This window comes from Stenotrophomonas mori, assembly GCF_023556335.1.
Taxonomy (GTDB): Bacteria; Pseudomonadota; Gammaproteobacteria; order Xanthomonadales; family Xanthomonadaceae; genus Stenotrophomonas; species Stenotrophomonas mori.
The window spans coordinates 181488-204077 of the sequence record NZ_JAIKTS010000004.1 but is presented as its reverse complement, the minus strand read 5'-3'; the positions used below and the strand labels follow the sequence as shown (position 1 = coordinate 204077).

26 protein-coding genes are annotated in these 22590 nt (G+C 69.5%); 14 read left to right on the top strand and 12 right to left on the bottom strand.

What is annotated here, in order from left to right; genetic code table 11:
- Position 1: 1 nt before the first annotated feature.
- From K5L01_RS12280 to K5L01_RS12245, 8 genes are all read right to left on the bottom strand, one after another.
- A complete protein-coding gene (locus K5L01_RS12280; protein ID WP_250064790.1) occupies positions 2-499 on the bottom strand; it encodes a hypothetical protein in 498 nt (165 codons plus the stop codon).
- Between the two features lie 98 nt (positions 500-597).
- Entirely contained in the window at positions 598-954 is a 357-nt protein-coding gene (locus tag K5L01_RS12275) for a Na+/H+ antiporter subunit G (RefSeq protein ID WP_250064789.1), read from the bottom strand.
- The gene (locus K5L01_RS12270; protein ID WP_272494214.1) at positions 951-1193 is read right to left on the bottom strand and encodes a K+/H+ antiporter subunit F; all 243 of its coding nucleotides are present in this window, start codon (positions 1191-1193) and stop codon (positions 951-953) included. Before K5L01_RS12270 ends, K5L01_RS12275 begins: the two co-directional genes overlap by 4 nt.
- Positions 1194-1231: 38 nt before the next feature.
- A complete protein-coding gene (locus K5L01_RS12265; protein ID WP_250064787.1) occupies positions 1232-1738 on the bottom strand; it encodes a Na+/H+ antiporter subunit E in 507 nt (168 codons plus the stop codon).
- On the bottom strand, positions 1735-3294 hold the full coding sequence (locus K5L01_RS12260; RefSeq protein WP_250064786.1) for a monovalent cation/H+ antiporter subunit D: 1560 nt from the start codon (positions 3292-3294) through the stop codon (positions 1735-1737). The genes K5L01_RS12265 and K5L01_RS12260 overlap by 4 nt, the downstream gene beginning before the upstream one ends.
- Positions 3291-3653, bottom strand: a complete 363-nt coding sequence (locus tag K5L01_RS12255; protein WP_250064785.1) for a Na+/H+ antiporter subunit C — start codon at positions 3651-3653, stop codon at positions 3291-3293. The genes K5L01_RS12260 and K5L01_RS12255 overlap by 4 nt, the downstream gene beginning before the upstream one ends.
- A complete protein-coding gene (locus K5L01_RS12250; protein WP_250064784.1) occupies positions 3653-6481 on the bottom strand; it encodes a monovalent cation/H+ antiporter subunit A in 2829 nt (942 codons plus the stop codon). The genes K5L01_RS12255 and K5L01_RS12250 overlap by 1 nt, the downstream gene beginning before the upstream one ends.
- A 136-nt stretch (positions 6482-6617) precedes the next feature.
- Complete coding sequence (locus K5L01_RS12245) at positions 6618-7541, bottom strand: universal stress protein (RefSeq protein ID WP_250064783.1); 924 nt, start codon at positions 7539-7541, stop codon at positions 6618-6620.
- Between the two features lie 76 nt (positions 7542-7617).
- Here K5L01_RS12245 and K5L01_RS12240 point away from each other — a divergent pair, with 76 nt between their 5' ends.
- The gene (locus tag K5L01_RS12240; protein ID WP_250064782.1) at positions 7618-8505 is read left to right on the top strand and encodes an SDR family oxidoreductase; all 888 of its coding nucleotides are present in this window, start codon (positions 7618-7620) and stop codon (positions 8503-8505) included.
- A gap of 175 nt (positions 8506-8680) precedes the next feature.
- On the opposite strand, the gene K5L01_RS12235 is transcribed toward K5L01_RS12240, so the two are convergent.
- Both K5L01_RS12235 and K5L01_RS12230 read right to left on the bottom strand, forming a co-directional pair.
- The gene (locus tag K5L01_RS12235) at positions 8681-9160 is read right to left on the bottom strand and encodes an Mpo1 family 2-hydroxy fatty acid dioxygenase (protein ID WP_250064781.1); all 480 of its coding nucleotides are present in this window, start codon (positions 9158-9160) and stop codon (positions 8681-8683) included.
- Between the two features lie 48 nt (positions 9161-9208).
- On the bottom strand, positions 9209-10135 hold the full coding sequence (locus tag K5L01_RS12230) for a phosphoribosylaminoimidazolesuccinocarboxamide synthase (protein ID WP_250064780.1): 927 nt from the start codon (positions 10133-10135) through the stop codon (positions 9209-9211).
- A 144-nt stretch (positions 10136-10279) separates the two neighbouring features.
- Here K5L01_RS12230 and K5L01_RS12225 point away from each other — a divergent pair, with 144 nt between their 5' ends.
- From K5L01_RS12225 to K5L01_RS12175, 11 genes are all read left to right on the top strand, one after another.
- The gene (locus K5L01_RS12225) at positions 10280-10612 is read left to right on the top strand and encodes a J domain-containing protein (RefSeq protein ID WP_250064984.1); all 333 of its coding nucleotides are present in this window, start codon (positions 10280-10282) and stop codon (positions 10610-10612) included.
- 120 nt (positions 10613-10732) lie between these two features.
- Positions 10733-11407 (top strand): ribulose-phosphate 3-epimerase, encoded by a 675-nt coding sequence (gene rpe, locus K5L01_RS12220; protein WP_250064779.1) that lies wholly within the window; start codon positions 10733-10735, stop codon positions 11405-11407.
- A gap of 3 nt (positions 11408-11410) precedes the next feature.
- The gene (locus K5L01_RS12215) at positions 11411-11899 is read left to right on the top strand and encodes a GNAT family N-acetyltransferase (protein ID WP_250064778.1); all 489 of its coding nucleotides are present in this window, start codon (positions 11411-11413) and stop codon (positions 11897-11899) included.
- A gap of 621 nt (positions 11900-12520) precedes the next feature.
- Complete coding sequence (trpE, locus tag K5L01_RS12210; RefSeq protein WP_250064777.1) at positions 12521-14011, top strand: anthranilate synthase component I; 1491 nt, start codon at positions 12521-12523, stop codon at positions 14009-14011.
- Positions 14012-14014: 3 nt separating this feature from the next.
- The gene (locus tag K5L01_RS12205) at positions 14015-14833 is read left to right on the top strand and encodes an AbiJ-NTD4 domain-containing protein (protein WP_250064776.1); all 819 of its coding nucleotides are present in this window, start codon (positions 14015-14017) and stop codon (positions 14831-14833) included.
- 1 nt (position 14834) lies between these two features.
- Positions 14835-15419 (top strand): anthranilate synthase component II, encoded by a 585-nt coding sequence (locus K5L01_RS12200; RefSeq protein WP_250064775.1) that lies wholly within the window; start codon positions 14835-14837, stop codon positions 15417-15419.
- Positions 15413-16063, top strand: a complete 651-nt coding sequence (locus tag K5L01_RS12195) for a LysE family translocator (protein WP_250064774.1) — start codon at positions 15413-15415, stop codon at positions 16061-16063. The genes K5L01_RS12200 and K5L01_RS12195 overlap by 7 nt, the downstream gene beginning before the upstream one ends.
- Positions 16060-16569, top strand: coding sequence for a DUF1543 domain-containing protein (locus K5L01_RS12190; protein WP_250064773.1), 510 nt, complete (start codon positions 16060-16062; stop codon positions 16567-16569). The genes K5L01_RS12195 and K5L01_RS12190 overlap by 4 nt, the downstream gene beginning before the upstream one ends.
- 21 nt (positions 16570-16590) lie before the next feature.
- Positions 16591-17622 carry an anthranilate phosphoribosyltransferase gene (gene trpD, locus K5L01_RS12185; protein WP_250064772.1) on the top strand — a complete coding sequence of 344 codons (1032 nt, stop codon included), beginning with the start codon at positions 16591-16593 and terminating at the stop codon, positions 17620-17622.
- A gap of 49 nt (positions 17623-17671) precedes the next feature.
- The gene (trpC, locus tag K5L01_RS12180; RefSeq protein WP_250064771.1) at positions 17672-18466 is read left to right on the top strand and encodes an indole-3-glycerol phosphate synthase TrpC; all 795 of its coding nucleotides are present in this window, start codon (positions 17672-17674) and stop codon (positions 18464-18466) included.
- Positions 18463-19179: a haloacid dehalogenase-like hydrolase gene (locus K5L01_RS12175; RefSeq protein ID WP_250064770.1), complete on the top strand. Its 717-nt coding sequence runs from the start codon at positions 18463-18465 to the stop codon at positions 19177-19179. Before trpC ends, K5L01_RS12175 begins: the two co-directional genes overlap by 4 nt.
- A 279-nt stretch (positions 19180-19458) precedes the next feature.
- Here the strand turns inward: K5L01_RS12175 and K5L01_RS12170 are convergent, their stop codons facing one another.
- Positions 19459-20220, bottom strand: a complete 762-nt coding sequence (locus K5L01_RS12170; RefSeq protein ID WP_250064769.1) for a sulfite exporter TauE/SafE family protein — start codon at positions 20218-20220, stop codon at positions 19459-19461.
- Between the two features lie 213 nt (positions 20221-20433).
- On the bottom strand, positions 20434-21123 hold the full coding sequence (gene crp / locus K5L01_RS12165) for a cAMP-activated global transcriptional regulator CRP (RefSeq protein ID WP_425603888.1): 690 nt from the start codon (positions 21121-21123) through the stop codon (positions 20434-20436).
- Between the two features lie 152 nt (positions 21124-21275).
- On the opposite strand from crp, the gene speD reads away from it, so the two are divergent.
- Both speD and sugE read left to right on the top strand, forming a co-directional pair.
- On the top strand, positions 21276-22070 hold the full coding sequence (gene speD, locus K5L01_RS12160) for an adenosylmethionine decarboxylase (RefSeq protein WP_250064768.1): 795 nt from the start codon (positions 21276-21278) through the stop codon (positions 22068-22070).
- A 162-nt stretch (positions 22071-22232) separates the two neighbouring features.
- Complete coding sequence (gene sugE, locus K5L01_RS12155; protein ID WP_250064767.1) at positions 22233-22547, top strand: quaternary ammonium compound efflux SMR transporter SugE; 315 nt, start codon at positions 22233-22235, stop codon at positions 22545-22547.
- The last annotated feature ends 43 nt before the right edge of the window (positions 22548-22590 follow it).

Sequence of the window (22590 nt, the reverse complement as noted above, 5' to 3'; positions counted from 1 at the left end):
TTCAGGCCGGCCGCGGCGATTCCAGCACCGCGGCCAGGTGCGCCTCGGGCAGCACCTCGCGGAGCCGCTCGCGCACGCGCTGCACATAGCCGCCGGAGGTCATCGCCGGCAGCTGCGCCAGCACCAGCCGCAGCGCGTACAGCGTATCTGCCTCCCCGCGGGTGGCCTGCAGCCGCTCGCGCAGCTGCGTCGCCGCGGGGGCGCGCTGCAGGGCGAGCATGTCCAGCAGGTAGATGCGCGCGGCGACCAGCGAGCGGCGCGGGGCCGCGGCGGGCGGCGTGGCTGGCGGTGGCGGCACGGGCGGCTGCCCTGCATGCAGGTATCCATCGCGCTGCAGCCGTGCTAGCAGGGCCGCTGCGTCGTGGCCGAGCAGCACGGTCAGTTCGGCGAGGCCGCGCTGGCCGTCGCACAGGATCAGGGCGCGGCGCTGGCGCAGGTCCAGCGGGCCCCGATGGGCCTGCAGCGCGGCATGCGCGAGGGCGGTCTTGCGCGGTTGCATGGGCGGCGGGGCGTGCGGCGCGGAGTCGCAAGCCTGCCCGCCGCAGGTGAAGGGGCCATGACAGGACGCCGCGGACCCGCCGGCCCGGACGCCGCCCGCTAGCGCGCTTCGCCGTCGTCGCCGGCCGCGCGCGCGCCGTCCTCGGGCACGTCCGGGCGGGTCTCCATCATCAGCGCCAGCGCCGCCTTGGCCATCATGTGGGCACTGACCGGGGCGGTGATGAACAGGAACACGGTGATCAGCAACTCGCGCGGCTGTGGATCCTCGCCGAGGAAGATGTGGTAGGCCACCGAGCACACCAGCAGGCAGCCCACGCCCAGGGTGCTGGCCTTGGTGGGCGCATGCAGGCGCTTGAAGAAGTCGGAGAAGCGGATCAGGCCCAGCGCACCGACCAGGATGAAGAAGCTGCCGAACAGCAGCAGCGCCGACAGCAGGATCTGGAAGAAGCCCATCATTCGACGATGTCCCGCCGCAGCACGAACTTGCTCAGCACCACCGTGCTGCAGAACCCGAGCATGGCGATCACCAGCGCGGCCTCGAAGTAGATCGCCGAATTGAGGTACATGCCGAACAGCATCAGCTCGGCGATGGCGGTGACCGACAGCGTGTCCAGGGCGAGGATGCGGTCGGGGACGGTGGGGCCGCGCAGCAGGCGCCACAGTGCCAGCAGCATCGCCAGCGCGACCATGTGCATGCACACCACCACCGTGGTCTGGAAAATCAGATGTCCGTTCACGGGAAGATCTCCATCAGCGGCGCTTCGTAGCGGGACTTGATCTCGGCGATCAGGGCCGGCGGGTCCTCCAGGTGCAGCACGTGCACCAGCAGGTGGCGGCGGTCCTCGGACAGTGCCGCCGAGACCGTGCCCGGGGTGAGCGTGATCAGGCTGGTGAGCGCGGCGATGCCGTGGATGTTGCCGATGTCCAGCGGCACCCAGATGAAGCCCGGGTTGAGCCGGCGTTCCGGTCCCAGCACCTGCGCGGCGACGCGGAAATTGCACATCAGGATGTCCCACAGCATCACGCACACCAGCCCGGGCAGCGGCTTGAGGGAACCGATACGGGCGAACTCGCGGTCCAGGCGCGCGGCGAACAGCGGCACCACCACGCCCAGCAGCATGCCCAGCAGCAGCTGGCCCAGGTCGAGGCTGGAGGACATCACCAGCCAGAAGGCGACCACCGCGATCGACAGCACCGGCGAGGGGATCAGGCGGCGCAGCAGGGGACGGCGCGCGCTCATGGACGCCTCACCTGCGGCGCGGTGCCGCGGACATCGTCCAGGTAGCCCTGCGGTGCCAGCAGCTGTGCGGCGATGGCATCGGTCTGCCGCATCAACGGCGCGGCGAACAGGCTCATCGCCACCACGCAGGCCAGCAGCAGTGCGGTGGCGGTGGTCTCGAACGGGCGCGCCGGCGGCTCGGGCTCGTTGTCCGCCGCCGGTGCGGGCAGCGCCTCGTCGTCGCTGCCGGGCACGTGCCAGAACAGGCGGATGCCGCTGCGCACCAGGCCCATGATGACCAGCAGGCCACCGCCCAGCACCACGGTCCAGACCGCGGTGGTGTAGATGGGCGGCACTGCCGACAGCAGGGCCGCCTTGGCCAGGAAGCCGGCCAGCGGCGGCAACCCGGCCACCGCCACCGCACCGACCACGAACAGCAGGCCCGGCAGGGTCTTGTCCGGCAGCGCCGCGGCCAGCTCGCTGTCGCCGCGTTCGCCCGCGCGGAAACGGCGCCGGCGGATCAGGTCGGCGACCAGGAACAGCGCCGCGGCGGTGAAGGTGCTGTGCGGCAGGTAGTACAGGCCGGCGGACAGGGTGCCGGGCGTACCCAGCGCGAAGGCGATGAACAGCGTCGCCGCCGAGACCAGCACGAGGTAGGCCACCTGCATCCGCAGGCGGGTGGCGGCCAGCGCACCCAGCGCGCCCAGCGCCAGCGTGCCGACGCCGGCCCACAGCAGCCAGTCGGCGCCATAGCCGGCCAGTGCGCCGGCGCCGCTGCCGAACCACAGCGTGCCGATCCGCAGCACCGCATAGAGCCCGACCTTGGTCATGATCACGAACAGCGCGGCCACCGCCGCCGGCGCGCGCGCATAGGCCTCGGGCAGCCACAGGTACAGCGGCAGCAGCGCGGCCTTGGCGCAGAACACCACCAGCAGCAGGCCCAGGCCGGCCTTGGCCAGCTTCAGGTGGGTCGGCGGCAGTTCGGCGATGCGCTGGGCCAGTTCGGCCATGTTGAGCGAGCCCAGGGTGGCGTAGAGCATGCCCAGCGCGACCAGGAACACGGTCGAGGCCGACACGTTGAACACCACGTAGTGCAGGCCGATGCGCATGCGCAGGCCGCGGCCGCCGGACAGCAGCAGGCCGTAGGAGGCGATCAGCAGCACTTCGAAGAACACGAACAGGTTGAAGATGTCGCCGGTGAGGAAGGCGCCGTTGAGGCCCACCAGCTGGAACTGGAACAGCGCGTGGAAGTGCGGCGCGCGGCGGTCCCAGCCGGTGCAGGCATGCAGCAGGCAGGCCGCGGCCAGCAGCAGGGTGGTGCCCAGCATCCAGCCGGCGAGGCGGTCGGCGACCAGGGCGATGCCCAGCCGTGCCGGCCAGTCGCCCAGCAGGTAGACCAGCACCTCGCCCTGGAACGTGCGCGCGATGAGCAGCGCCTCGACCAGCGCCAGCAGCGTCAGGCTGGCCCAGGCCACGCTGCGCTGCACCTTGGGACCGTAGCGGCGGTGCTCGACGAACAGCGACAGCGAGGCGCCCAGCAGCGGGACCAGGATCGGCAGGATCGCCAGGTGGTTCATGCGCCGGCTCCCCGGCCCTCGTCGGGCTCGTGGGCGTCGACGTGGTCGCTGTGGTTGTCGCTGCGGCTGCGCATGGCCAGCACGATGCTGACCGCAGTCATGGCGAAGGCGATGACGATGGCGGTCAGCACCAGCGCCTGCGGCAGCGGATCGGTGTAGCGCGCCAGGTCCGGCGTGCCCCCGCTCCTGAGCACCGGGGCCTTGCCGCTGGCCAGGCGCCCGGCGCTGAAGATCAGCAGGTTGGTGGCGTAGGACAGGAAGGTCATGCCGAGGATCACGTCGAAACTGCGCGCGCGCAGCAGCAGGTACACGCCGACCGCGGCGAGGACCCCGATGGCGCTTGCCAGGGCCAGTTCCATCAGAGCATCTCCCCGGTGCGGGCCGAACGGCGGCGGACGTCGATTTCACCATGGCGCGCGTTGCGGGTGCGCGACGGCTTGACGGTGCCCATCATCGACAGGATCAGCATCACCCCGCCGAACACCACCAGGTACACGCCGGTGTCGAAGCCGATGGCGCTGGCCAGCGGCACGGTGCCGACCAGCGGCAGCTGCAGGTCGAGGTGGCCGCTGGTCAGGAACGGGACGCCGAACAGCATCGAGGCGGTCCCGGACAGCAGCGCCACCAGCAGCCCCGCGCCGATGCAGCGGATGTAGTCGAAGCCGAAGCGCGACTCCACCGAGGCGGTGCCCTGGATCACGTACTGGATCAGCAGCGGCACCGCCAGCACCAGGCCGGCGATGAAACCGCCGCCGGGCGCGTTGTGGCCGCGCAGGAACAGGAAGATCGAGACCGTCAGCGTCAGCGGGAACATGATCTGCGCCAGGTCGGCCGGCACCGGCAGCTTCATCGGCGGGCCGGGCATGATCTGTTCCGGGGCCATGCGCGAGCGCCGCAGCAGAGCGTGCACCACCAGCGCGGCGATGCCGAACACGGTGATCTCGCCGAAGGTGTCGAAGCCGCGGAAGTCCACCAGGATCACGTTCACCACGTTCTGGCCGTAGGCCTCGGGCAGCGAGCGCCGCAGCATCTCGCCGGACATGGTGTTGGGCGGCAGGGTCATCATCGCGTAGGCCAGGGCCGCCAGGCCGCCGCCGGCGATGACGGCGATCAGCGCATCGCGGCGCTTGCGCCAGCGTGAATGCTCCGGTGGCGAGCGCGCCGGCAGGTAGTTCATGCCCAGCAGCATCAGCGCCAGGGTCACCGTTTCCACCATCAGCTGGGTCAGCGCCAGGTCCGGCGCGGACAGGAACACGAAGGTGAGCGCGACCATCAGCCCGGCGCCCCCCATCACGATCAGCGCCAGCAGGCGCTGCCGGTGCAGGAACAGCCCGCCCAGCGCGCAGGCCAGCATCACCAGCCACAGCGCCCAGCCCAGCAGCGGCATCGGCTGCGGCGCCGACCAGGCCGGCCACGCGGGCGAGGCCGCATACGGTGCCGCGGCCACGATCATCGCCACCAGCACCAGCGCCAGCAGCATCCGCTGCAGGTTGCCGTTGGCCAGCGCCTGGGTCACGCGCTGCGCCAGGCCGAACAGCGCGTCGGTGGCGCGGTGGAACAGCTGCTTGCCGAGCGGCCGGTTGGCGGCGGCGTACAGGTCGGTGAGGCGGCGCAGGCCGGCGTACAGGGCGACGCCGCCGGCCACGCCCAGCGCGCTCATCGCCAGCGGCAGGTTGAACCCGTGCCAGATCGACAGGCTGTAGGCCGGCATGGCGGTGCCGAGGATGGCCTGCGCGCCGGCCTGCAGCACCGGCGCGATGGTCAGCGCCGGCGCGATGCCCACCGCCAGGCAGATCACCACCAGCACCTCCACCGGCACCTTCATCCAGCGCGGCGGCTCGTGCGGCACCGTCTCCAGGTCGTGCGGGCCCTTGCCGAAGAACGTGTCATGGACGAAGCGCAGGCTGTAGGCCACGCCGAGCACGCCGGCCAGCAGCGCGGCACTGCTGATGGCCATGCGCATCCACTCCGGGCCGCCGGTGGCCAGGGCCTCGGCGAACAGCATTTCCTTGGACAGGAAGCCGTTGAGCAGCGGGATGCCGGCCATCGCCAGCGACGCGATGATCGCCAGTGCGCTGGTGACCGGCATCAGCCGCCGCAGGCCGCCGAGGCGGCGCATGTCGCGGGTGCCGGTCTCGTGGTCGATGATGCCGGCGGCCATGAACAGCGAGGCCTTGAAGGTGGCGTGGTTGAGGATGTGGAACACGCCGGCGACCACCGCCATCGGCGTCGACAGGCCGAACAGCAGGGTGATCAGGCCGAGGTGGGAGATGGTCGAGTACGCCAGCAGGCCCTTGAGGTCGTGCTGGAAGATCGCGTTCCAGGCCCCGACCAGCAGGGTGACCGCGCCGACGCCGCTGACCAGGTAGAAGAACAGCTCGCTGCCGGCCAGCGCCGGATGCAGCCGCGCCAGCAGGAACACGCCGGCCTTCACCATCGTCGCCGAATGCAGGTAGGCCGACACCGGCGTGGGCGCGGCCATCGCGTGCGGCAGCCAGAAGTGGAAGGGGAACTGCGCGCTCTTGGTGAAGATGCCGGCCAGCACCAGCACCAGCGCCCAGGGGTACAGCGCGCTGGCGCGGATCAGGTCGCCCGAGGCCAGCACCACGTCCAGGTCGAAACTGCCGACGATGCGCCCGATCAGCAGTACCCCGGCCAGCAGCGCCAGGCCGCCGCCGCCGGTGACGATCAGGGCCATCCGCGCACCCTCGCGGGCGTCCTTGCGGTGCGACCAGAAACCGATCAGCAGGAACGAGCTGATGCTGGTCAGCTCCCAGAAGACCATCAGCAGCAGCAGGTTGCCGGCCAGCACCATGCCCAGCATCGCGCCCATGAACAGCAGCAGGCAGCTGTAGAAGCGGCGCGTGCTGTCCTGCGGCGACAGGTAGTAGTGCGCGTACAGCACCACCAGCGCGCCGATGCCGAGCACCAGCCCGGTGAACATCCAGGCCAGCCCGTCCAGGCGCAGAGTGGCGTCCAGGCCGATCTGCGGCAGCCACGCCCAGCTGGCGCGCAGTACCGTGCCGTCCAGCACCGCCGGCGTCATCGCGCCCAGCAACAGCAGCCCCAGCAGCGGTGCCGAGCCGGCCAGCCAGGCACCCGCGGTACGGGACAGGCGGCCATGCAGGGCGATGAGCGCGGCCATCGACAGCGGCAGCGCGAGCAGCAGGGGGAGAGCCGATATCATGCAGGGAATGCGGGATTCGCGAGCAGGCCGTACAGTCTAGCAGGCGGTTTTTGCCGGTCACCATCCTGGACGGGAAGCAGTGGACCACGGCCGTGAAGGCCGGGTCGTCGCGCCTGGCGCGGGGCGTCGCGACGGCTCAGGCCACGGGCTCCGGCGGCAGCGCCCGCTGGTCGCGCACCAGCAGGGTGTCGGTTTCCAGCTGGGCCACCAGCCGCCGCGCGACACTGCCGATCAGCAGCTCGAACAGCGCGCCACGGCCGTGGGTGCCGACCACGACCAGGTCCGGATCGTCCGTGCCGGCGTGCTGGCGCAGCAGCCGCACCGGATCGCCGTCGGCGATCACCGCCTGCACCTGTCCCGGCGCCAGCTGCCCGGCCAGGGCGGCCTGGGCATCGCGGGCCCGCCCGTCGGCATGCCGGCGCGCCTGGGCCAGCGCCTGCGTGCGGTCGCCGCCGAGCAGCGCGCTTCCCGGCACCGCCAGGGCGTGCACGAGCTGCAGCTTCAGTGGCGGGCCGAACAGCGCCAGGGCGCGCAGCGTCGCGTGGTGCGCGCTGTCGGAGAAGTCGGTCGCCACCGCGAGGTGGCGGTAGGGGCCGCGCGGCCGCCGGTGCACCACCAGCAACGGCAGCGGTGAGTGGCGGGTCAGCCACAGCACCGTCGAGCCCAGCGCGGGCAGCTCGAACAGCGGATCGCTGGCCACCCCGGTCACGATCAGGCCGCAGCCGGTCTCGTGGGCGAGCTGAAGCACGGCGCGGCCGACATGGCCTTCGCCGACATGGATGTCCAGCGCGACGCCGTCGGCTTCGTCGCCGAGATCGCGGCGCAACCGCCACTCCACGGACTGGCGGGCATGTTCGCGGGCCAGCGGATCGGAGGATTCCGGCAGGCCTGCGGCCGTCGGCGGGACCGGCCGCGGCGGCAGCACGGTGGCCACCACCAGCCGGGCGTTCCACTGCCGGGCGAGCTGCAGTGCACGGGCCAGCGCACGGTCGCAGCGCGCGCTCAGGTCGGTGGCCAGCAGGATGGCGCCGGGCGGCGTGGCAGGGGCGTCGTGGGGCATGGCGGCCTCGCTGGAGCGGTCGCGTCGAGTCTACCCGCAGTACGCGGCCCGGGTTTCCATCGCCTATGCTGCGCGCATGGAAAGGGAGCGACACGACGGGACGCCGGTACGCCGCGCGCTGGTGTTCGGCGGCAGTGGCCAGATCGGCGAACGCGTACTGGTTGCGCTGCTGGCCGGTGGCTGGCAGGTCTGCGCGGTCTCGCGCACGTCGCGTCCGCCGGCGCCGGGGCTGTGCTGGCGGCAGGGCGACCTGGCCACCCGCTGGCCGGACGAGGGCGCATTCGACGCGGTGTTCAGCTGTGGCCCGCTGGACCATTTCGCGCGCTGGTATGCGGCCTCGGACACGGCCGCAGCGCGGGTGGTGGCGTTCGGTTCCACCAGTGTCGAGGTCAAGCGCGATTCGTCCGAGCCGGCCGAGCGCGACGTGGCGCGGCGCTTGCGCGACGCCGAGGCGGCGCTGTTCGCCACCGCGCACGCGCGTGGCGCGGCGGCGACGGTGCTGCGCCCCACGCTGGTGTATGGCGCCGGCCGCGATGCGACCTTGACCGCGATCGCGCAGCTTGCCGCACGCGTGGGCCTGTTCGTGCTGCCGCGCGGTGCCGACGGCCTGCGCCAGCCGGTGCACGTGCAGGACCTGGCCGATGCGGCGCTGCGGGTGCTGCGGCATCCGGCCACCGCCGGCCGCGCCTACGCCCTGGGGGGCGGCGAGATGCTGGGTTACTCGGAGATGGTGCGGCGGGTGCTGGCCGCGCTGCGGCCACCGCCGCGGCTGTGGCGGGTACCCGCGCCGCTGTTCCGGGCGGCACTGGCGCTGGCGCACGCCGCCGGGCGCCTGCGCGGCCTGAATGCCGCGGCGCTGGCACGCATGCGCGAACCGCTGGTGTTCGACCTTGGCCCCGCACAGCGCGATTTCGGCTATGCGCCGCGGCCATTCCTGCCGACCCCGGACATGGTCGGCCTGTAGAGCGGGGCCGCGCCCCGCTGAGGCACCACCGGCTACGCCTGCCCGGGTGCGGGCCCGACGCTGCAGAACCGCGGAGCCCCGCTGTTGTAGGGCGGGGCCGTGCCCCGCTGGGGCACCACCGCCAAAGCCCTGCCGAGGGGGCGGCGGCCCGGGTACCCCGACGGGGATGCGCCGCTCAGTACTTCCAGCCGAACTGCCGGTAGAGCTTGGCCAGCACCCAGATCGGGCCGATCAGCAGGTAGGTCAGGTCGGTGAGGAAGCTGGGCCGGCGGCCTTCGATGCGGTGGCCGATGAATTGTGCCACCCAGGCCACCACGAACACGCCGATGCCGGTGGCCAGCAGGCCGCGCAGCCCGATGCGTTCCTCCAGCAGGCGGCACAGGCAGCCGCAGACGAAGAACACGATCAGCATGCCGATGCCGAGCGGACGCGACAGGCGGTTGTAGTAGGCCCAGGTGGCGAACATCGCCAGCGCCGCCCAGATGCCGGACTGGAACCAGGTCAACAACGGCGGCAGGCACCACAGCAGGGCGATCACCGACCACAGGATGGCCGGCACCGCGACCACGTGGATGGCCTGGTTGGCCGGGTTGCGGTGGTCGCCGGAATAGCTGGCGAACCAGCGGTCGATGGGGCGTGCGGCACTGATGTCCATCTTCTCCCTCCCGGCGGGGTCGGTGCGGCGCGCGGGTGCGCGCCGCGGTCAGTCGATGTGGATGCCGGCCAGTTTCTGCAGCGCTTCGGCGTACTTGCCGCGGGTGCGCGCGATCACCTCGGCCGGCAGGGCCGGGCCCGGCGCGGTCTTGTCCCAGTCCAGCGTTTCCAGGTAGTCGCGCACGAACTGCTTGTCGTAGCTCGGCGGGCTGGTGCCGACCGCGTACTCGTCGGCCGGCCAGTAGCGCGAGGAATCGGGCGTGAGCATCTCGTCCATGATGTACAGGCGGCCGTCGGCATCGGTGCCGAACTCGAACTTGGTGTCGGCCAGCAGGATGCCGCGCTCGGCGGCGTAGTCGGCCGCGAAACGGTAGATGCGCAGGGTCGCGTCGCGGACCTTCTCGGCCAGCTCGGCGCCCACCGACCTGACCATGGTGTCGAAGTCGATGTTCTCGTCGTGGTCGCCCACCGCGGCCTTGGTCGACGGGGTGAAGATCGGCTCGGGCAGCTTCTGCGCCTGCTGCAGGCCGTCGGGCAGGGCGATGCCGCTGACCTGCCCGGTGCGCTGGTAGTCGTTCCAGCCGCTGCCGATCAGGTAGCCGCGGGCGATGGCCTCCACCGGCACCGGCTTGAGCCTGCGGGTGACCACCGCGCGCCGCGCGTACAGCGCCGGGTCCACGCCGGCCGGCAGCACGCTGGCCACGTCGATGCCGGTCAGGTGGTTGGGCATCAGGTGCGCGGTCTTGGCGAACCAGAAGTTGGAGACCTGGCACAGCATCTCGCCCTTGCCGGGAATCGGGTCGGGCAGCACCACGTCGAACGCGGACAGGCGGTCGGTGGCGACGATCAGCAGGTAATCGCCGGCAGGAGTATCGGCGGGCAGACGTTCGCGGGGGATATCGAAGACATCGCGCACCTTGCCGCGGTGGCGCAAGGGCAGGCCGGGAAGGTCGGATTGCAGCAGCGTGGTCGGCACGGGCACTCCTGGAACTTGGCGATGAGGCCGCCGGCCAGGACCCTTGGGGCCCGCGGCAGGACGGCGGGCGGCCTAGTGTAAAGCGCTCCGGGGCCGCTGTGGCATAAAATGCACGTCCGCCCCGTCTTGGTCACCGTCCTCTCCATGCGCTGGTACGGAAAACTGCTCGGATTGATCGCCGGGGCCCTGCTTTTCAGGCCCAATCCCCTGTTCGGCGCCGCTGTCGGCCTGCTGCTGGGGCACGCCTTCGACCGCGACTGGTTCCGGCTCGGCAAGGACCTGCCGTACCGCGAACTGGGGCTGACCCGCGAGGCCAGCGACCCGGAGATCGACCTGGCCTACCGGCGGCTGATGTCCCAGTACCATCCGGACAAGGTGGCCGGCGCGGCCCCGGAGCTGCGTGCCGAGGCGGAACGGAAGGCGCGGCGGATCAATGCCGCCTATGACCGCATCAAGGCCCTGCGCAGGCGCCGTTGACGCCGGACGCGCCGCTCGCAATGCCCCCGCAATCCCCCTACGCTGCGCCTGCACCGCCCCGCCAGCCGCCACCGGCCCGCTGCGGCGGGCGGCCCGCACCCACGTCCTGAAGGTCCCGCCATGTCCAACTGCATCATCGCCCCGTCCATCCTTTCGGCCGACTTCGCCCGGCTCGGCGAAGAGGTCGACAACGTCCTCGCCGCCGGCGCCGACTGGGTCCACTTCGACGTGATGGACAACCATTACGTGCCCAACCTGACCATCGGCCCGATGGTCTGCAAGGCGCTGCGCACGCACGGCGTGACCGCGCCGATCGACGTGCACCTGATGGTCGAGCCGGTGGACCGCATCGTGCCGGACTTCGCCGAGGCCGGCGCCAGCCTCATCAGCTTCCACCCGGAGGCGTCCAGGCATGTCCACCGCACCATCCAGCTGATCAAGTCCCATGGCTGCAAGGCCGGCCTGGTGCTCAACCCGGCCACGCCGGTGGAGGTGCTGGACTGGGTGCTGGAGGACCTGGACCTGGTGCTGCTGATGTCGGTCAACCCGGGCTTCGGCGGCCAGGCCTTCATCCCGTCCACGCTGGACAAGCTGCGCGCGGTGCGGGCGATGATCGACAAGCTCGGCAAGCCGGTGCTGCTGGAAGTGGACGGCGGGGTCAAGGCCGACAACATCGGCGCGATCGCCGCGGCCGGCGCCGATGCCTTCGTCGCCGGCTCGGCGATCTTCAATGCCCCGGACTACACGCAGGTGATCGCGCAGATGCGCGCCAACGTCGCCGCGGTACGGAGCTGACCCATGACCGACGACCTGCACATCCGCCCAGCGACCGCCGACGACGCCGGCCTGATCCTGGAGTTCATCCGCGAGCTGGCGATCTACGAGCGGGCCGAATCCTCGGTGCAGACCGACGAGGCCGGGATCCGCGCCAGCCTGTTCGGCGATGGCGCCAAGGCGCAGGCGCTGATCTGCGAGCAGGCCGGCCGCGCCGTCGGCTACGCGGTGTTCTTCTACAACTACTCCACCTGGCTGGGCCGCAACGGCATCTACCTGGAGGACCTGTACGTCAGCCCCGAGCACCGCGGCTGCGGCGCCGGCAAGGCGCTGCTGCAGCACATCGCCCGGCGCGCCGTCGCCGAGGGCTGCGGCCGCTTCGAGTGGTCGGTGCTGGACTGGAACACGCCGGCCATCGCGTTCTACCAGGCCGCCGGTGCGGTCGCCCAGGACGAATGGACCGTGTACCGGCTGCAGGGCGAAGCCCTGCGGAACTTCGCCGAAAGCGCCTGAGCGGCGCCGGGGCGCACCAGGACGAGGCGCCCCCGCAGCGCGCGTGCCCGCCGGAAAGGAGGTGCGCCGCATGGCCGTCCGGGCCCGGGACATGTGGCGCGCGCCCCGGCCTTGCCGGATACGCGGCTCGCGGAGAGGCGCCGGTGGCGCGCGGGTCCGCGCGTGCAGGCGGCGATGGAACGGGCACCCGGCCAGCCGCGCCAGGCCATGTCCGCGAGCTTCGCCATCACCGCGGCTTCCGCGCCAGGCAAAAAAAAGCCGCAACGTCGCCGTTGCGGCCCGGGGAATACGTGGGAGGCTGATCCTGCCTCCATCCATCGTCCCTGCTATGGACTCCCATTCTCCGGGGCGATCGTGACACCCGCATGACATCGCCGGGGCGAGGTGCCCGTGGCGGCCGGGCCGGTGTCCGGGCACAGGGCCGGCGGCCGTGCGGATCGTTGCTGCTGCAAGCGATTCGGGATGTTGCGGATGCACACGGCGCCGCGATCTTGCGGTAGAGTTGCCCGGTGCCCATTCTGACGACCAAGCGTTCCCTTTCTTCCGCTCGCCGCTGGTGGCGATGGTGGCCCGTTGCCGTCGTCCGTTCCGCCACCGCCGTTTCCCGGAAGGAAAGCCGTCTTGATCACGCAAGAGCAGTTCCAGCAGCTGGCCGCTGAAGGCCAGAGCGCGCACCCGCACAACTTCGTCCCCGTCGTCCGTGAAGTGCTGTCCGACCTGGACACCCCGCTTTCGGTCTACCTGAAGCTCGCCGACGGCCCCTATACCTACCTGTTCGAATCGGTCGAGGGCGGCGAGCGCTTCGGGCGCTATTCGATCATCGGCCTGCCTGCCCGGCGCCTCTACAGCTTCCGCGGGCATGCCCTGGAAGTCAGCGAGATGGGCGAGGTCGTGGAGCGCCGCGAGGTCGCCGACCCGCTGGCCGAGGTCGAACTGCTGCGCCGGCAGTATTCGGTGCCGCAGCTGGAGGGCCTGCCGGGCTTCACCGGCGGGCTGGTCGGCTGGTTCGGCTTCGAGTGCATCCAGTACATCGAGCCGCACCTGGGTGCCGACGCCAAGCCCGACGAGCTGGGGACGCCGGACATCCTGCTGATGCTGTCCGAAGAGCTGGCGGTGTTCGACAACCTCAAGGGCCGGCTGTACCTGATCGTGCATGCCGACCCCGCGCAGCCGCGGGCCTGGGCGCGCGCCAACCGGCGCCTGGACGAGTTGGCGCACCGCCTGCGCCAGGCCGGCGCGGGCTACCCGCAGGCACAGGTGTCCGACGCCATCGACGAGCAGGACTTCAAGTCCTCCTTCACCCGCGAGCAGTACCACGCGGTGGTGCGCAAGGCGCAGGAGTACGTGCGCGCCGGCGACATCTTCCAGGTGGTGCCGAGCCAGCGCCTGCGGGTGCCGTTCCGCGCGCGTCCGATCGACGTGTACCGCGCGCTGCGGGCGCTGAATCCCTCGCCGTACATGTACTTCATCGATGTCGGCGGCACCCAGGTGGTGGGCTCGTCACCGGAGATCCTCGCCCGGCTGCGCGACGGCGTGGTCACCGTGCGCCCGATCGCCGGCACCCGTCCGCGCGGCGCCACGCCCGAACAGGACCTGGCGCTGGAGACGGAGCTGCTGGCCGATCCCAAGGAACGTGCCGAACACGTGATGCTGATCGACCTGGGCCGCAACGACGTCGGCCGGGTCGCCGAGCCGGGATCGGTGGAGGTGGGCGAGCAGTTCGTGATCGAGCGCTACAGCCACGTCATGCACATCGTCAGCGAGGTCACCGGCAAGCTGCGCGCCGGATTGAGCTACAGCGACGTGCTGCGCGCCACGTTCCCCGCCGGTACCGTCAGTGGTGCGCCGAAGATCCGCGCGTTGGAGATCATCCGCGAGCTGGAGCCGGTCAAGCGCAATGTCTATTCCGGCGCGGTCGGCTACATCGGCTGGAACGGCGATGCCGATACCGCCATCGCCATCCGCACCGCGGTGATCCAGGACGGGCACCTGTACGTGCAGGCCGGCGGCGGCGTGGTCCACGACTCCGATCCGGATGCCGAGTGGCAGGAAACCATGAACAAGGGCCGCGCGCTGTTCCGCGCGGTGGCGCAGGCGGCGAAGGGGCTGTGAGCCGTGTCCAATTTCAGTGAACGAATGGGCATAAAGCAGCCGAGATCCGTTGTTCAGTTGAACGGGATGGATCAGGAGCTGAGAAATGGCCTCTGGAATGTGCTGGATCGATATCTCTTTCGATCTCAAGGCTTTGATGAAGATTATTTCACGGAGGTCCTCTGGTGGCATTTCTTCAAACGGCCGGTCGATCAGCGGCCGATTTCTCATTCGATGTATGGGGATCCGGCTGATTACAGTGATGTCTGGGCTGAAATCCGTTCTTACTTCTTCTCGTGCAAGTGGAATGAGGTCTACGATTTCATTGAGTTTGTGTTGCGAGTAAGAAGAAATGATTCAAAGCTTAGGCAGCTAATTGATGGCGCGCTTGAGAGAGAAAGTTCGGGGTTTCGAATAATTGATGATCGCTTTTGTCCTATATCTGATGAGATTGAGGTGAAGGAGATTTCGGCTGCACTGGATGAGCGATTTGCTGGAGTTGCTGAACATCTGAGAGCTTCGATAAAGCATTTGACCGATAGGGATAGTCCAGATTTTCGGAACTCAATTAAGGAGTCGATTTCCGCAGTCGAGGCGATGGCTAAGGTTGTCACAGGAAGTACTAGGGCGACGTTGGATGATGCTTTGAAGTCCATGGAAAAGGGTGGACGGTTGCATCCAGCACTGAAGTCAGCGTTCTCGAAGATGTACGGTTACACCAGCGATGCTGACGGTATCCGTCATGCGCTGGTTGACGACAGCGAACTAAAACAGGCAGACGCGAGGTACTTCCTCATCGTGTGCAGCGCGTTCATTAATTTGCTCAAGACTCAGGTGCATTGAAATGCTGTTGATGATCGACAATTACGACAGCTTCACCTTCAACCTCGTGCAGTACCTGCAGATGCTGGGGGCCGAGGTGAAGGTGGTGCGCAACGACGCGCTGGACGTCGAGCAGATCGCCGCGCTGCAGCCCTCGCACATCGTGGTGTCGCCGGGGCCGAAGACGCCCGACGACGCCGGCGTGTCGCTGGAGGTGATCCGCCGGCTCGGGCCGTCCATCCCCCTTCTCGGCGTGTGCCTGGGGCACCAGAGCATCGGTCAGGTGTACGGCGGAGACGTGATCCGCGCCGGCAACATCATGCACGGCAAGACCTCGCCGATCCGCCATGAGGGCAAGGGCGTGTTCGCCGGCCTGCCGGACCGCTACGAGGCCACCCGCTACCACTCGCTGGTGGTGGACAGGAACACGTTGCCGGCCGCGCTGGAGATCACGGCCTGGACCGAGAACGCCGACGGTTCGATGGAGGAGATCATGGGCCTGCGGCACAGGGAGCATCCGGTGGAAGGGGTGCAGTTCCATCCCGAATCCATCCTCACCCAGCATGGGCACGCGCTGCTGAAGAACTTCCTGGAGCGCACATGCTGATCGAGCCGGGCCAGCTGCTGCTGTTCGTCGTGGCGTGCTGGCTGCTCAACCTCACGCCGGGCCCGGACGTGCTGTACATCGTCACCCGCGCGTTGCGCGGCGGTCGCCGGGCGGGCTTCCTCGCGGTCGCCGGCATCAGCGCCGGCTGCCTGGTGCACGTGGCGGTGGCCTCGCTCGGGCTGGGCGTGCTGCTGGCGACCTCGGCGACGCTGTTCATCGCCATCAAGTGGATCGGCGCGGCCTACCTGCTGTGGGTGGGAGTGCGCATGCTGCGGGCGGATGCGGCCCCGGTGCTGCCGGCGGCGGGCGCCGCACCGCTGGCGGCGGCCGGCTCCCCTTGGCAGGTGTTCGCCGGGGGGTTCCTGACCAACGTGCTGAACCCCAAGGTGGTGCTGTTCTTCCTGGCCTTCCTGCCCCAGTTCATCGCACCGTCGGAGCAGAACAAGACCCTGGCGTTCGCGCTGCTGGGCGGGGTGTTCATCGTCAACTCGGTGCCGGTCAACGCCAGCTACGTGCTGCTGGCCGACCGCATGCGCAGCAGCCGCTGGGCGGCGCGCGGCATGCGCTGGCTGGACCGCGTGGCCGGGGTGCTGTTCATCGGCTTCGGCATGCGCCTGGCGCTGAGCACGAGGCCGCTGCCGTGAGCGATGGCGGTCCGCGCCTGTTCGTGGCGATGCTGGGCGGGCGCCATCCGCGCGCCAACATCGAGGTGCACGACGTGGTCTTCGTGGCCGCGCCGTGCATCGAGCAGGCCTATCCGCAGCTGCGCGACCAGTGGTTCGGCGCGCCCGCGGGGCTGCACCTGGATTCGTGGATGGCGGTCGACGGGGTCGACCGCTACCGGGTGCGGCTGTCCACGCAGCCGCCGGCGGAGGGGCCGAAGCTCTACTTCGTCAATCTCGGCGGCTACGTGGATGGCGCCTTCGGCGAGGAACACGGCTACCTGCTGGTGGCCGCCGCCGATCCCGTGCAGGCCAAGGCCACGGCCCTGCGCCAGGCCGCACCGCATTGGCTCAAGCCGCACCGCGACGCGCTGCTGGACGTGGACGACTGCCTGCGGATCGGCGCGGTCGCCGGCCTGCACGTGCACCTGGTTCCCGGCGCGCACGACGGCATCGCCGTCCAGAGCGACTACCTCCTCCTCCCCTGAATTCCCGGAGCCGTCATCGACATGACCATCACCGCGCAGGAAGCCCTGCAACGCACCATCGAGCATCGCGAGATCTTCTTCGACGAGATGGTCGACCTGATGCGCCAGATCATGCGCGGCGAGGTCTCCCCGACCATGACCGCCGCCATCCTCACCGGTCTGCGGGTCAAGAAGGAAACCGTCGGCGAGATCGCCGGTGCGGCCTCGGTGATGCGCGAGCTGGCGCTGCCGGTGGCGGTCGCCGACCGGCGCCATCTGGTGGACATCGTCGGCACCGGCGGCGACGGTTCGCACACCTTCAACATCTCGACCTGCGCGATGTTCGTCGCCGCGGCCGCCGGCGCCAAGGTGGCCAAGCACGGCAACCGCAGCGTGTCGTCCAAGTCGGGCAGCGCCGACGCGCTCGAGGCCCTGGGCGCGGCGATCGAGCTCAGCCCCGAGCAGGTGGCGGCATGCATCGCCCGCACCGGCATCGGTTTCATGTTCGCGCCGGTGCACCACCCGGCGATGAAGGTGGTGGCGCCCGTGCGCCGCGAGATGGGCGTGCGCACCATCTTCAACATCCTCGGCCCGCTGACCAATCCGGCCGGTGCCGAAAGCATCCTGATGGGGGTGTTCCACTCCGACCTGGTGGGCATCCAGGCGCGCGTGCTGCGCGAGCTGGGGGCCACGCGCGCGCTGGTGGTCTGGGGCCGCGACAACATGGACGAGATTTCGCTGGGCGCCGGCACCCTGGTCGGCGAACTGCGCGACGGCAAGGTGCGCGAGTACGAGATCCACCCGGAAGACTTCGGCATCGCCATGTCGGCCAGCCGCAACCTGAAGGTCGACGCCCCGGCGCACTCGATCACCCTGCTGCGCGCGGTGCTCGACAACCAGCCGGGCCCGGCCACCGACATCGTCGCGCTCAATGCCGGTGCCGCCTTGTACGTGGCCGGCGTGGCCGACAGCATCGCCGACGGCCTGGCGCGCGCGCGCGCGGCCATCGCCGAGGGCAGCGCTCGCGCCCGGCTGGAGCAGTACGTGGCCGTCAGCCGTACACTGGCCGGCTGACGGCTCCTTCCCGCTACCGCCCGCTACCGTCTTCCAGGAACGCAGAACCATGAGTGACATCCTCAACACCATCCTCGCCCGCAAGTCGCAGGAGGTGGCCGAGCGCAGCGCGCGCGTCCCGCTGGCGGCGCTGAAGGCGCGCCTGGGCGAGGCGCCACCGGTGCGGGGATTCGCCGCCGCGCTGCAGGCGGCGATCGCCCAGGGCGATCCGGCGGTGATCGCCGAGATCAAGAAGGCCAGCCCTTCCAAGGGGGTGATCCGTGCCGACTTCCGTCCGGCGGAGATCGCGGTGGGCTATGAGTTCGGCGGCGCCAGCTGCCTGTCGGTGCTGACCGACGTGGACTTCTTCCAGGGCGCCGACGCCTACCTGCAGCAGGCACGCGAGGCCTGCACGCTGCCGGTGCTGCGCAAGGATTTCGTGGTGGATCCCTACCAGGTGGTCGAGGCGCGGGTGCTGGGCGCGGACTGCGTGCTGCTGATCGTCTCGGCACTGGACGACCGCCAGCTGGCCGAACTGTCCGACCTGGCCATGCAACTGGGCATGGACGTGCTGGTGGAAGTGCACGACATCGACGAGCTGGAGCGCGCGCTGCAGGTGCCGGTGCCGCTGGTGGGCATCAACAACCGCAACCTGCGCACCTTCGAGGTGTCGCTGGAGACCACGCTGTCGATGAAGGACGCGGTGCCCCGCGACCGGCTGCTGGTCACCGAGAGCGGCATCCTCGGCCCGGCCGATGTGAAGACCATGCGCGACGCCGGCATCAACGCCTTCCTGGTCGGCGAGGCCTTCATGCGCGTGCAGGAGCCGGGCGAAGGCCTGCGTCAGCTATTCTTCGGGGCATGAGCGAACGCTTTCCCATTCCTAGCGACGACGCGACCCTGGTCGTATTCGATTTCGACCACACCCTGTACGACGGCGATTCCGGCAGCCACCTGTTCGCCTGGCTGATCCGGCGCAACCCGCTGCGGATGCTGGCCGCGCTGCTGGCGACGCCGCTGCTGGGGCCGCTGGTGGCGATGCTGCCCACGCGCCGCTTCGGCATTTCCGGCTATGTGTGGATCGCGACGTTCGGGCTGCACGGAGCGCGGGCGTTCAACGGCATCATCGACCAGTACGTGCGCGGGCATGAGGCTGGCATCCGTGCGCGCCTGCTGCCGCGTGCGCTGGAGGTGTTCGCGGCACACCGCCGTGCCGGCGACCGGGTGGTGGTGGCGACCGGTGCGCCGCCGGAGCTGGCGCGGGCCATCCTGGCGTTCGTCGCCCACCAGGACGTGCCGGTGATCGGCAGCGAGGTGGGGCCGCGCCTGGGCGCCATGGGCGCCACCCGGCACTGCCACAACGAAGAGAAGATGCGCATGCTGCGCGAGCGCGGCTATGGCGACATCGCGATCGCCTATTCGGACAGCACTGCCGACCTGCCGTTGCTGAAGGCCGCGGCGGCGCCGGTGGTGGTCAACCCCAAGCCGGCGCGCGTGGCGTATTTCCGCAAGGTGCTTCCGCCCGGCACGCCGGTCCTCAACTGGGGCTGCGTGGACCGGGGCGGCGACACGCCCTGAACCGTGCGGCGCGTACCGGACGCGCCAGCCGCCCGTGCAGGCGTGGTCCGCTGTGTATCGTGCGCGGAGCGGATGGCTGGCGGATGGACCGCAGGCGGTGCCGGCCGCGGATGGCCGCCACCTGCGCGCGGGGGCCGGACGGTGGCGCGGGTGAGGCCCGGACGCCAGGGCGGGCGGGCCGTTTCGGGGACGCGACGGACCTGCATGCCGCATCCAGCGGTGGGGTGGCCGGGACTGCACCGCAGGCAGGAGGCGCTGTTTTCCGGAGCGCAGGCGCCCTCAGGCGCCGAACCAGCGGCTCAGTGCATGGCCGATCTGGAACAGGCTGATCGACAGCACCAGCACTCCGACCGCGATCAGCACCCAGCGTTCCTTGACCCGCTTCACCAGCAGCGCCGCGACCGGCGCGGCCATCATGCCGCCGACCAGCAGGCCGGCGACGATGGACAGGTACTGCAGCCCCATCGACAGCAGGAACGTGGCCGAGATCGCCAGGGTGACGATGAACTCGGCGGCATTCACGGTGCCGATGGTGGTGCGCGCCTGGCCGCCGCGGGCGAGCAGGGTCGAGGTCGCCACCGGTCCCCAGCCGCCGCCGCCGCTGGCATCGAGCAGGCCGGCGAAGAAGCCCAGCACCGGAACCCGCTGCACTTCGCGGCGGGGCGAGAAGCGCCCGGCCGCGCGCGCCAGGATGAAGATCGCGAGCGCCAGCAGGTAGAGGTAGATGAAGGGGCGGATGATGTCGCCGGGCAGCTGGGTGAGGATGTAGGCGCCGACCACGCCGCCGACCGCGCCGGGCAGTGCCAGGCGCAGGAACAGCCGCCGGTCGACATTGCCGGCCACCAGGTGCGAAACCCCGGAGGCACCGGTGGTGAAGACCTCCGCGGTATGGATGCTGGCACTGACCGCGGCGGGGGGCAGGCCCATGCTCAACAGCACCGACGAGGACACCAGGCCGAACGCCATGCCGAGCGCGCCATCGACGAGCTGCGCGCCGATGCCGATCAGGATGAACCAGTAGAACTCGCTTCCAAACTCCATCAGTGGAGCCTGCTGGCTTGGGGCAGGTGCGTCAAGGCGGTGGACCGCATCAGATGAGGGCCTTGCTTCGAGGCCCGCAGCGCGCTGCATCCATCGGGATCGCGCCCTCTGGCGAAGGGCGCGTGCCGGCAGGCGCGGGGGTCCGGGGGATCAGTGGGCGGGACCCGGAGCGTGCGCTGCGCGCCCCGGGGCTGAAAGCGCGCATGCGCGCCTTCAGCGCGTCCCGTACAGCACGATGGTCTTGCCGCGTGCATGCAGCATGCCGTCGGCCTGCAGCTTCTTGAGCACGCGCCCGGCCATTTCGCGCGAGCAGCCGACCAGACGCGCGATTTCCTGCCGCGAGACGCGCAGCTGGGTGCCCTGCGGATGGCTCATCGACTCCGGCTCCTTGGCCAGGTCGTGCAGCGTGCGCACGATGCGGTCGGTGACGTCCAGGAACGCGAGCCGGCTGGCCTTGCGGCTGGTGTGCAGCAGACGCCGGGAGATCTGCGAGCCGATGGCGTACAGCAGCTTGGACGCATCGCCCGCGAGCGGGCCCTGGAACAGCTGGTGCAGGCGCTCGTAGCTGATCTCGGCCAGTTCGCACGGCGTGCGCGTGCGCAGGATGACCTCGCGCCGGTCCGATTCGATGAACAGTCCCATCTCGCCGACGAACTGGCCGGGGCCGAAATAGCCCAGCACCAGCTCGCGGTCCTCTTCTTCCTCGGCAATGATGCTGACCGAGCCGCTGATGACGTAGTACATGGTGCCGGCGGGGTCGCCGGGGCGGAATACATCGGTCCGGGTGGGATAGCGGCGGCGGTGGCTGTGGGCCAGAAAACGCTCGATGGCGACGACATCCAGAGCCAGCGGGCTGGGAGCGAGACGCATGTTAGACACGGAATGGATGATCCCTGAGGTCATGATGACGTCCATGTACCAATGATGAACTTGCTTAATGCGCGAGCTTAACGACCCCGGCCCCCAGGGGCAAACGCCGACAATGCGTACACGTTTCGCCGAGGGGCAGTTTGCCCCATAATTGGCCCCTTTCCCACCTCACAGGACCGACCATCGTGGTCAAGCCGTTGCCTCGCCTGAGGTTGCAGGGCTTCAACAACCTCACCAAGGCGCTGAGCTTCAACATCTATGACGTCTGCTATGCGCGTACCGAAGAGGAGCGCCAGCGATACATCGAGTACATCGACGAGGAGTACAACGCCGATCGACTCACGCAGATCCTCACCGATGTCGCTGAGATCATCGGCGCGAACATCCTGAACATCGCGCGCCAGGACTACGACCCGCAGGGTGCGTCGGTCACCATCCTCATTTCCGAGGAACCGGTGATCGACAAGAAGGCCGCCGGCAAGGAGCTGATTTCCGATGCCGTGGTCGCGCACATGGACAAGTCGCACATCACCGTGCATACCTACCCGGAGACCCATCCGCAGGAAGGTATCGCCACGTTCCGTGCCGACATCGACGTGGCCACCTGCGGCGTGATCTCGCCGCTGAAGGCGCTCAACTACCTGATCGAGAGTCTGGAATCGGACATCGTGATCATGGATTACCGCGTGCGCGGCTTCACCCGTGACGTGAAGGGCAAGAAGCACTTCATCGACCACAAGATCAACTCGATCCAGAACTTCCTGGCCAAGAACATCAAGTCGCGCTACGAGATGTTCGACGTCAACGTCTACCAGGAGAACATCTTCCATACGAAGATGCACCTGAAGGACTTCGACCTGGACCAGTACCTGTTCGAGGAGAAGGCCAAGAACCTGTCGTTCAAGGAGCGCATGAAGATCGAGACGCTGCTGCGTCGCGAGATCGAAGAGCTGTTCCATGGCCGCAACCTGGCCGAGTGACGGTTACGTGCGGTTCGGTGGCGGGCCGGTAGGATCGCCGCACTGAAATACTTGGCGGGACGGCCCGCCCCATGGCTGGCCCATGGACCTCAGCCGACGGCGGCCCGGTGCTCACGCACCGGGCCGCCTTTTTTCTGTCTTCCAACGCAAGGAGAAACCATCATGGCCTGGGTCTATCTGCTGGTGGCCGGTCTGTTCGAGATCGCCTGGGCAATCGGCTTGAAGTACACCGAGGGCTGGAGCCGGCTGTGGCCGAGCGTGGGCACGCTGGCGGCGATGGTGGTGAGCTTCTGGTGCCTGTCGCAGGCGCTGAAGACGATCCCGATCGGCACCGGCTACGCGATCTGGACCGGGATCGGTGCGGTCGGCGCCGCGGCGCTGGGAATCCTGCTGTTCGGCGACAGCGCCAACTGGCCGCGGCTGCTGTGCATCGGCCTGATCGTTTCCGGGGTGATCGGCCTGAAGGTCGTCAGCTGATCCGCCGGCGGCCGCTTCCGGCGGATGCATGGCAGGGCCCGAC

Bases quoted from the DNA above. Each gene is read 5' to 3' on its own strand.
- K5L01_RS12280 (WP_250064790.1), bottom strand. From the start codon at position 499: ATGCAACCGCGCAAGACCGCCCTCGCGCATGCCGCGCTGCAGGCCCAT.
- K5L01_RS12275 (WP_250064789.1), bottom strand. From the start codon at position 954: ATGATGGGCTTCTTCCAGATCCTGCTGTCGGCGCTGCTGCTGTTCGGC.
- K5L01_RS12270 (WP_272494214.1), bottom strand. From the start codon at position 1,193: ATGCACATGGTCGCGCTGGCGATGCTGCTGGCACTGTGGCGCCTGCTG.
- K5L01_RS12265 (WP_250064787.1), bottom strand. From the start codon at position 1,738: ATGAGCGCGCGCCGTCCCCTGCTGCGCCGCCTGATCCCCTCGCCGGTG.
- K5L01_RS12260 (WP_250064786.1), bottom strand. From the start codon at position 3,294: ATGAACCACCTGGCGATCCTGCCGATCCTGGTCCCGCTGCTGGGCGCC.
- K5L01_RS12255 (WP_250064785.1), bottom strand. From the start codon at position 3,653: ATGGAACTGGCCCTGGCAAGCGCCATCGGGGTCCTCGCCGCGGTCGGC.
- K5L01_RS12250 (WP_250064784.1), bottom strand. From the start codon at position 6,481: ATGATATCGGCTCTCCCCCTGCTGCTCGCGCTGCCGCTGTCGATGGCC.
- K5L01_RS12245 (WP_250064783.1), bottom strand. From the start codon at position 7,541: ATGCCCCACGACGCCCCTGCCACGCCGCCCGGCGCCATCCTGCTGGCC.
- K5L01_RS12240 (WP_250064782.1), top strand. From the start codon at position 7,618: ATGGAAAGGGAGCGACACGACGGGACGCCGGTACGCCGCGCGCTGGTG.
- K5L01_RS12235 (WP_250064781.1), bottom strand. From the start codon at position 9,160: ATGGACATCAGTGCCGCACGCCCCATCGACCGCTGGTTCGCCAGCTAT.
- K5L01_RS12225 (WP_250064984.1), top strand. From the start codon at position 10,280: ATGCGCTGGTACGGAAAACTGCTCGGATTGATCGCCGGGGCCCTGCTT.
- rpe (WP_250064779.1), top strand. From the start codon at position 10,733: ATGTCCAACTGCATCATCGCCCCGTCCATCCTTTCGGCCGACTTCGCC.
- K5L01_RS12215 (WP_250064778.1), top strand. From the start codon at position 11,411: ATGACCGACGACCTGCACATCCGCCCAGCGACCGCCGACGACGCCGGC.
- K5L01_RS12200 (WP_250064775.1), top strand. From the start codon at position 14,835: ATGCTGTTGATGATCGACAATTACGACAGCTTCACCTTCAACCTCGTG.
- K5L01_RS12195 (WP_250064774.1), top strand. From the start codon at position 15,413: ATGCTGATCGAGCCGGGCCAGCTGCTGCTGTTCGTCGTGGCGTGCTGG.
- trpD (WP_250064772.1), top strand. From the start codon at position 16,591: ATGACCATCACCGCGCAGGAAGCCCTGCAACGCACCATCGAGCATCGC.
- trpC (WP_250064771.1), top strand. From the start codon at position 17,672: ATGAGTGACATCCTCAACACCATCCTCGCCCGCAAGTCGCAGGAGGTG.
- K5L01_RS12175 (WP_250064770.1), top strand. From the start codon at position 18,463: ATGAGCGAACGCTTTCCCATTCCTAGCGACGACGCGACCCTGGTCGTA.
- K5L01_RS12170 (WP_250064769.1), bottom strand. From the start codon at position 20,220: ATGGAGTTTGGAAGCGAGTTCTACTGGTTCATCCTGATCGGCATCGGC.
- crp (WP_425603888.1), bottom strand. From the start codon at position 21,123: ATGACCTCAGGGATCATCCATTCCGTGTCTAACATGCGTCTCGCTCCC.
- sugE (WP_250064767.1), top strand. From the start codon at position 22,233: ATGGCCTGGGTCTATCTGCTGGTGGCCGGTCTGTTCGAGATCGCCTGG.